Source organism: Mycobacterium attenuatum (genome assembly GCF_900566085.1).
In the GTDB taxonomy this organism is placed as follows: domain Bacteria; phylum Actinomycetota; class Actinomycetes; order Mycobacteriales; family Mycobacteriaceae; genus Mycobacterium; species Mycobacterium attenuatum.
Window position 1 is genome coordinate 1 of record NZ_UPHT01000196.1, and the last position, 5,928, is coordinate 5,928.

The window sequence follows — 5,928 nt, forward strand, 5'->3', positions numbered from 1 at the left end:
ACCCCGCCGTGCCCGCCGATCACGCTGGCGTCGGCGTCGGCGGCGGCGGAGGGGATGGCGGTGCTGGCGATCCGCCAGGGGCTGGGGGACGAGGCGGCCCCGCCTGGGCGGGGTTCCCATACGTCTTCTTCGGGAAGAGCGGCGCGCCCGGGCAACCAGCTTGAGTTTCCAAAGGCTGATCAGTGATAGGGCTGCGGCCGGCAGCGGCGCGTGACCGCGGGGATACGGGGGTCTGCGCGGCGGGCTTCTCTGACGGCCCGACATCGGGTGGCCCGATTCATGCCGTCGGAGTTGCTCATGCGGGTGAGCGTACGAATTGGTTCCCGACAGCTGCCTGTCGCTCCTTCACGCGTCCTCGCTGGCCTTTTCGTCGAAATCGGCCGCGTCCATCCGCGGTCTAGTGTGATCCCATGTCCGAAGAAACGGCGGGCGATGAGGTCGAGCTTGGTGCGCTGCTTGCGTTGTTGAGCGGTGCTGCTGACTCGTTTCGCACCGTCCGAGCGACGTACCGCATCTGGCGCCACACCCAGCGCTCGCACGACGCACAGCGCGCCGAGGTCGAGGAGCGCAAGCGTTGCGGTGAGGGGGTCAGTTTTGTGATCGCACGCCCGGTCGCCGGCCGTGAAGATCCGCCGCCGCCCCCTCCGCCCCCCGAAACCCACGAGACGGTACGTATTTGGCGCGATGGCCCGCGATTGCGCGAAGAACATCACGGGGGCCATCAGGACGGCAATTACGGCGTCGCGGACGGCCCGCTGTGGTGGTCGTGGAGCGAGCAGTTCGGGGCCAGGTGCAATCAGGATGATCCGCGTGTGGAAAGCGGCATCGGCCAGCAGCTTAGGTTCATGCTCAATCCGACACCGTTGCTGGGCTTCCTGAGTTTTTGGGTGAGCGGGCGCTCCGAGGTTGCGGGCAGAGGCACTGTCACAACTCATGCGATCTTGCTCCCGCGTGTGTACCGCCATGCGGGGTTCTTCAACTACGGCCTACTGGGTATCGGCGCCCAGCACTACAAGTTTGAGATCGATCGGGAACGCGGAGTGCCACTAGCTGTCAGTGCGATCCGCGACGAGCAACCGTTTTTCAAGATCACCACGCTCGCAATCTGCTTCGACGAGCCGATCCCCGCCGAGACCTTCCACTTCGTGGCACCCGAGGGCGAAGAGATTCAAACTGTCCGAGACACCCAGCGCCTACAGGAGTCCGTGTCACTGACTGAAGCCCAGCAACGCGCCCCGTTCACCGTTCTGCTGCCCGAGCGCGCGCTCGCCGGCTGGCACATGCGCTGCATGTTCGTCAAAGCCGTCAAGCGGCCGCCATCGCCGGCGCGGCTCTCGCTGACCTACCGCTCCGCTGACGGTCAGCAGAGCCTCGCGATCTGGCAGACTGCTGCGGCTGACCGTGCTGCGTTTGAGCACGGGACGGGGATCAACGACGAGAACTGGCAAGTCGTGGCCCGCGATAGAACGGTGGTCGGGGTCAGAACCACCGAATGGGGTGAAGTCGAGGTGCGCCTCGAACGTGACGGGACGTTCGCATACCTGATCTCAAACGACCTCTCAGCTGACCAAATCGCAACAATGGCAGCCAGTCTCAGGCCCGCCCCGAGTGCCAGCCAAGGAGACTGACAACGTGAACATGGATAGGCGTCCTCCCCGACCGGCCGCTTCAGCCGAGCCGGCTCGATGGCTGACCGACCGGGTCGACCTCTGGGGTCCGGACTGGGTGACCAACATAGTGGGCTCGGGGGTTGAGGCGTATGCCCGGTTGTTCCATCCGCTTGCTGAGGAGCCTGGCGGGCCGACGTGGGCCGAGGTGGCCCGCGCCAACGGCCGCGTCATGCACCCGTCGGTCCAATGGGACAAGATCCGTGGGCGAGGACCGTTCAACCCGAACGATCCGCGACTGCAGGGCCGTAATCGCCCCGGCAACTCGCACTGGGGAGAACTCAACACCTGGGCGCTCGAGGCACTCTGCGCAGTTCTCACCGTCCACACGACGACCCCGCAGACGTGCTACTTCGCGGTCTGGGAAGGCTGCGGCGCACTGGGTGAACCGCTTCCAGGCTCGTTTATCACCTCATACCGTGGTCCCGGTCCCAAGCCTGCGCCGCCGGGGCCCGCGCCCGCCGACTGGCAACTCGACTTGCGAGGGCCAAGGTTCAGGTTGCCCGGACGCCATGGCTACTACCTGTTCGAAGGCCACGTGGGCGAGGCCGTGCGGATCGGACGATGGGTCCACGAGACGTGCTTCAGACCCAAGTCGCCACATTTTTTCTGGCCTGCCGATCACGCCTGGTGCGTGGGCACCGAGGTCGACGACGACTCGACCTTCATCGGGGGATCAAGAGAACTCGTCGACGAACTGTGCGCATCTGACGTGCTCGAGGTCCTGCCCATTGCCCCCGACGCGCCATACGAAGACGACGTGAATGTCTAACCGGCACAACGCCGATCATCGCACTAGCGCCGATCGCGGGCCCGCAGTAGCAAAGGAGGCAAGCACTACTGCACCATATGACGCCAGCGATGGCCTGTCACACGGTTGTCACAGCTGGGGGTCTATCGCCGGAGTTAGCCCGAGACGCGAGGCGACGGTTTGCTCTGGTCAACTGCCATCAAGATCCATTGCGAGACAATCAAATTCATCCGATGTGCGCCTGGGGGTCAAGTGGTCGCAGGTTCAAAATCCTGTCAGCCCGACGCCTTGTCAGCCCGACGCAGGTCGGAGGCGATTTTCCGCTGCTGGGCCATGTACCCCCGGGGGGTTTTGACGCCATTTTGACGGTTATTCGCGTCTGGGTCGTCCCGCGTCCGGGTGTGTTCGTCACCGTTCGTGTCGGTATTGGTCGATACGCTTTTTTCCGTGACGTCGCTGTTGAACATGAATAAGCCCGAGGGCATGTATCTGTGCGCCGACTATCGAACGACGGATGCCGATACCGGCATATTTATCGACGACGAGCGGGTGAAGCACCTGACCGTGCACTACCCCGGCGACCTCAAAGCCCTGATCGCGTTCACTGGAATCGCCGCGCTGAAGGACGGCACTCCGGTGGGCGACTGGCTGATGGAAACGATGCGCGGGCACACCGAAGTGTTTGATGTGTCGATGGCCCACCTGCATTCACGCCTCAAGAGGGATTTTGAGACGTACCGTCGGCACCTGATCGTCACCGTGAACGTGATGGACGGCAACGGCCGGCGCGGCTTTGGCGGCTTCACGAACCAGCGCCCATCCGGATACATCTCGCGCGACTTCGGATACACGATGGAAGAGTTGCCCGAACCACGCGGCTTTGCCAGCGGCGCCCCCGCCGCTAAAGCCGAAGCTGAGAAACGCTTTGAGGTCATCAAGAGCCAGCTCAAGGTGAAACCTCGCCATGCTCGCGAACACATGAACATGCTCGCCAAGGTGAATCGGCGCGTCGCACAGGCGGACGAGCGACGGGCCAGGGCGACCCGTGTCGACGGCGCGATAGGAACGGTGAGCCCGTTCTGCCACGTGTCCTTCGTCCCGGCGCCCGGAGAAAACACCACGAAGTACCCACCTGAAGATCGCGTCTACACCTTGCCCGGCGATGGCGTTGAACCGCCGTTTGCGTGGCCGATGCTGGTCAACGGGATCGACACCCGGTACCAGATCGAGAGATTGATGGCGTGGGCTCGAGACGGCGGAGAATATATTTTCGACCCCGAAGAGGCGCAGCGGCGACTGAATCGGCGTCCCTAACCCTGAATCGCTTACCAGAGTATTTCCTTTCGTGGGGCAAGACTGCAGTGGAGCACTAGTTATAGTTTCCTCTCTCCAGGACCTTTGGCAAGCGAAATAGATTGCGCTGCAATGTAATTGCACAAGGCTTGTGCAATGCACATGCCTTGTGCAGATTCCCGCCGGCTGGCGCCCCCTGTGCCCTGCAACGAAGCGGGCTGCCCCTGAGGAGAGCAGGGGCAGTCCACATCCTGATTGGAACTCGTCAGGCGGCGCCGGGTTACACCCGGCTGTTCAGTGTGGACTCATCGTGGTTTGGGGGACTCGCAAGCAATGCCGCCGTGGTTGTGGTCGAGTCCTGGCCGGTAGGCCGGGTCGCCTTCGGGAATGTCCGAGCGGCCGTCTGCGCGGGCGTCGTCGCAGTTCTTGTAGTAGACGGAGTTGGTTGGGCTCGGGCTGGGGTTGCCCGACGAGTGGGTGACCGGGTAGCGGGGCCTTGGGGGAGACAGATGGCCTTCCTTCGCCAGCGACCAAATGATGATCACGACGCTGATCACAATGATCGCGATCAATGCCCAAAACAGCACTCGCATCAGTCTGTCGCGCGCCGCCTGGCTAAGTCGTAGCCGACGGGTGAGGCGCTGAACGACGCTGGGCATGAGGCACTTTCGGCTTACGACGGGGCGTTGGGGTCGCGGACCACGGTCAACGCGATCTTCTGGTCCATCGGGACCAGCGTGCCCGCTGCCGGGGTCATGCTGGTGACTTTCCACGTGTAAGCCTGGCTGGCGGGGTCGTTCATCGCGTCGTGGCCGTCGGGCGCTATCGCTGTGACGTTGTCGAAGCACGACAGGATCGAATCGTTGCTCAAGCGCACCAGCGACCAGCCCACGGTCGCGGATAATGGCATCGGCCAGTGCATCGCCTTGCACAACTCATCACCGGTGATCGCACTCGCGACCGGGGCTGCGCACAACCACAGCATCGCAGCGGCCATGAACGTTGGGGCAATGAGACGCTTCATCGGTGGGAACCGCTTCTAAGTCGGCATTTCTCGGCGGCGCCGGTGGAGCGGTGATTGATCGTGCAAGCACCGTGCCGGTACACCGTGGAATTGACGTGGCGCGCAGGGTAAACCACGCCGGAAGCGACCAGCTTGGCATGCTCCCGGGCTTCCTCGCGTGCTTGGGCCTCGGCCAGCGCAATCAACTGGCGCTTGTGCTCGCGTGCCTGCGCGAGGCTGCGGGCCGAGAACGCCCAGATACCGGCGATCAGGGCGATGACCGTGACGAGTTCGAGCACCCAGCCGGTCGTGCTGCGGGCGGTTGACGGGTTCGCGGCGCCGAGCTGGACGGCGATGTAGGTTCCGAGAAGGTAGGGAGAGATGGCCGCGATGAGCACGAGCACGAATCCAACGAGCATGATGCCCTCGCCCCCGCTCGATGATCCGCCGCGGCTGCGGCGTCCACGCGATCGGCGCCGGCCGCCGCCCCAGGAGGTGCCGGCCGAAATGGGGCCGACCCCGACCCCGATGCCCCTGTTTGAGATTCCGCCGCGGACGCCGAACGCGCGCCCACCCACTCCGATCCGCACCACGCGCCAGACCGTACTCCGGGGTCCAACGCTCCGCAGAAAAACTGCGGAACCACTTATTCGTCGTCGGACGTGTTGCTTAAAACTGCTCGTCGCACCAGGCGGCGGCCTTGATGAGAGCGGTGGCCAGAGCCCGGGCGGCCTCTGCGGTGACGCAGATCATCCCGTAGCCGTTGTGGTCTCCGCCGTTCTGGGAAACCCCGATCATGTCAGCCCGCCTGCCGCCGCCGAAGTCTTGAATGCCGGGCGTGACCCGCACAGGTTCATCGCCTGGGGATCGCCAGGGAGACTGATGGAGTGGGTAAGCGACTTCGGGCCCGCCCTCGAAGAGCAAGCCAGATCGCAGGCTAACGGACCGGGTCGACACATGGAGGGGCGTTCAACCGCTCAAATTGGGAACAATTTTGGGAACAAAACTCTGCGAAACCACCTCGAATCGGTGGAACGCGACGCAACCACCCGAACGCCCGACCCGCACTGAACTGCATAAATGCCCTTGTCGTTTGCCATGAGCTTGGGACCAGTGTGACCTGATTTTTGCCAGGGTGATGGGACCACCTGGATTGCCAGTTATGGGACCACCGGCGCGTTGCGTCGGTGGTCTCTTCGTTTGCCCGTTCGATC

At 63.7% G+C, this 5,928-nt stretch carries 8 protein-coding genes; 4 read left to right on the forward strand and 4 right to left on the reverse strand.

What is annotated here, in order from left to right:
- From EET13_RS31065 to EET13_RS29440, 4 genes are all read left to right on the forward strand, one after another.
- A partial coding sequence (locus EET13_RS31065; protein ID WP_211189168.1) for a hypothetical protein occupies positions 1 to 186 on the forward strand: 186 nt, incomplete at its 5' end.
- Between the two features lie 224 nt (positions 187 to 410).
- On the forward strand, positions 411 to 1,628 hold the full coding sequence (locus tag EET13_RS29425; protein ID WP_122445533.1) for a hypothetical protein: 1,218 nt from the start codon (positions 411 to 413) through the stop codon (positions 1,626 to 1,628).
- A gap of 97 nt (positions 1,629 to 1,725) precedes the next feature.
- Positions 1,726 to 2,439 (forward strand): hypothetical protein, encoded by a 714-nt coding sequence (locus EET13_RS29430; RefSeq protein WP_136623315.1) that lies wholly within the window; start codon positions 1,726 to 1,728, stop codon positions 2,437 to 2,439.
- A 426-nt stretch (positions 2,440 to 2,865) separates the two neighbouring features.
- Positions 2,866 to 3,732: a hypothetical protein gene (locus EET13_RS29440; RefSeq protein ID WP_136623316.1), complete on the forward strand. Its 867-nt coding sequence runs from the start codon at positions 2,866 to 2,868 to the stop codon at positions 3,730 to 3,732.
- Positions 3,733 to 4,016: 284 nt separating this feature from the next.
- Here EET13_RS29440 and EET13_RS29445 read toward each other — a convergent pair whose 3' ends face one another.
- The 4 genes from EET13_RS29445 to EET13_RS29460 all read right to left on the reverse strand — a co-directional run bounded on the left by EET13_RS29445 (position 4,017) and on the right by EET13_RS29460 (position 5,563).
- Positions 4,017 to 4,370 (reverse strand): excalibur calcium-binding domain-containing protein, encoded by a 354-nt coding sequence (locus EET13_RS29445; protein WP_244604194.1) that lies wholly within the window; start codon positions 4,368 to 4,370, stop codon positions 4,017 to 4,019.
- A gap of 14 nt (positions 4,371 to 4,384) precedes the next feature.
- Positions 4,385 to 4,735, reverse strand: a complete 351-nt coding sequence (locus tag EET13_RS29450) for a hypothetical protein (RefSeq protein ID WP_136623317.1) — start codon at positions 4,733 to 4,735, stop codon at positions 4,385 to 4,387.
- Positions 4,732 to 5,307 carry a hypothetical protein gene (locus EET13_RS29455; RefSeq protein WP_122445539.1) on the reverse strand — a complete coding sequence of 192 codons (576 nt, stop codon included), beginning with the start codon at positions 5,305 to 5,307 and terminating at the stop codon, positions 4,732 to 4,734. The genes EET13_RS29450 and EET13_RS29455 overlap by 4 nt, the downstream gene beginning before the upstream one ends.
- A gap of 76 nt (positions 5,308 to 5,383) precedes the next feature.
- Positions 5,384 to 5,563 (reverse strand): hypothetical protein, encoded by a 180-nt coding sequence (locus EET13_RS29460; protein ID WP_122445540.1) that lies wholly within the window; start codon positions 5,561 to 5,563, stop codon positions 5,384 to 5,386.
- Positions 5,564 to 5,928: the final 365 nt, after the last annotated feature.